The sequence below is a fragment of the Saccharopolyspora sp. NPDC000995 genome (assembly GCF_053599315.1).
In genome coordinates this window covers 1-1,898 of sequence record NZ_JBSFLZ010000306.1, presented here as the reverse complement: position 1 = coordinate 1,898, position 1,898 = coordinate 1, and the positions used below count along the sequence as shown (strand labels likewise).

At 64.4% G+C, this 1,898-nt stretch carries 1 protein-coding gene; it reads left to right on the top strand.

Annotated features, from left to right (window positions below):
* Positions 1-502: 502 nt before the first annotated feature.
* On the top strand, positions 503-1,876 hold the full coding sequence (gene ltrA, locus ACWDKQ_RS35990; protein ID WP_450143211.1) for a group II intron reverse transcriptase/maturase: 1,374 nt from the start codon (positions 503-505) through the stop codon (positions 1,874-1,876).
* The last annotated feature ends 22 nt before the right edge of the window (positions 1,877-1,898 follow it).

Here is a 1,898-nt window from a genome sequence, read left to right as displayed (position 1 = left end):
TGTTGCGTCCTGGAAGCTGGACCAGGCCAGCGGGTGAGAGTCCCGTCCGGGTAGGCACCGGAGCGCCCGGTAGCAGGCCCCAGTCTGTCGGGGAGACCTGGCAGGCCGAGCGGGGTGTCGAAAGCCTCTTTGGAGGGAGCAAGCACGCGGGCCGTAGCGTCAAGCGAACTCTGCAGCCTCGTCAGATTCACAACGGGAGAGCCGAGCCGCTCATGTCACGGCGAAGGCCATGTCTGGTGAGCCCTGTTCCGGGGTCAGCTCGCTGGGTCTCTCCGGGGTACGGGAGATGGCACGTGTGCACGGTCTGGTCCGGAACAGGAGAGACCCGTCTGCCCGGCCTGCGTCGGGCAAAGACCGGACGTATAAGCCGATGGTGAAATCGTCCGGAGGGCAGCGGGAGTCCGAGAGGGTCGTAGTACCGCAGATCGGCGTGCAACATAACGCGCTGGGAGGGAAGGGCCCTCACTTTGATCACGCTGGCGGAGAAGGTAAGCGTCAGGGCATGACCGGGTCTGCCCGGTCCAATCACCCCGGCGAGCCGTCGCTCGTTGTAGCCGGTGGGCGGCTTGTGCCGTCGCCGGGGAAGGTGCGAGAACTTCAACGCAAGCTATGGGCTGCGGCCAAGCAGTCTTCGGGTCGGCGTTTCCACGCCCTGTATGACCGTATCCACCGGGGTGACGTCCTGTGGGAGGCGTGGGAGCGGGTGCGTGCGAACAAGGGCGCGGCCGGGGTGGATCGCATCACTCTGGACGCGGTGGAGGAGTTTGGCGTGGACCGCATGTTGCGTGAGTTGCGCGAGGACCTCCGGGCGGGTCGGTATCGCCCGTCGCTGGTGCGGCGGGTGGACATTCCGAAACCACAGGGCGGTGTGCGGCCGTTGGGTATTCCGACGGTGCGTGACAGGGTGGCCCAGCAGGCGGCCAAGATTGTGCTGGAACCGGTGTTCGAGGCGGATTTCTTGCCGTGTTCGTATGGGTTTCGGCCGAAACGGTCGGCGACGCAGGCGATGGAACGGCTGCGGGTGGGGTTCATCGAGGGTGTCACGCATGTCGTGGAGTTCGATATCCGCAATTTCTTCGGCGAGATCGATCATGAGCGGTTGCTCGAACTGGTTGGCCGGAGGGTGTCGGATCGTCGGGTGCTCAAGTTGCTGCGGTTGTGGCTGCAGGCGGGAGTGATGGCCGACGGGGTGGTGACGCGGACGGTCGCGGGCACGCCTCAGGGCGGGGTGATTTCCCCGTTGCTGGCCAACGTTTTCCTGCACGTCTTGGACACCGAGCTGACTGCCCGTGGAGTGGGTGAGCTGGTGCGCTATGCCGATGACGGTGTGGTGCTCTGCCGTGGTGAGCGGCAGGCCAGGGCGGCTCTGGGCGCGGTGAGCGAGATCCTCACCGGTCTTGGGCTGGAGCTGCACCCGGACAAAACGAGAGTGGTTGACTTGCGGGAAGGCCGGGAAGGCATGGATTTCCTCGGATGTCACTTTCGGGCTCGCATGTCGGGGCGGTTGTGGGAACAGAAGCGGATTGTGCGCTACTACCTGCAGCGGTGGCCCAGTCAGGCGGCGATGAAGCGGCTGCGGGGCAAGATCCGGGACCGGACCGGTCGCAACCGCGTGGGAGTGCGGGACATTCGGCTTCTCATTGAGGAGTTGAACCCACTGTTACGTGGGTGGGGCAACTACTTTCGGACCGGGAACGCCGCTGCCAAGTTCAAGCAGATCGACAGGTATGTGGTCTGGCGTCTACACCGGTTGATGGTGAAGAAACGCGGCCGCAACCTGCGTGCTGGGCAAGCTCAGCGCTGGGACCAGGAGTGGTTCAACGGACATGGCTTGCATCAGCTTCGTGGCACTATCCGTTATCCGAAGGCGGCGTAACCATGTCAAGAAGATCATCGGT

Excerpts from the sequence above, each read along its gene's own strand:
- ltrA (WP_450143211.1), top strand. The coding sequence starts at position 503 with ATGACCGGGTCTGCCCGGTCCAATCACCCCGGCGAGCCGTCGCTCGTT.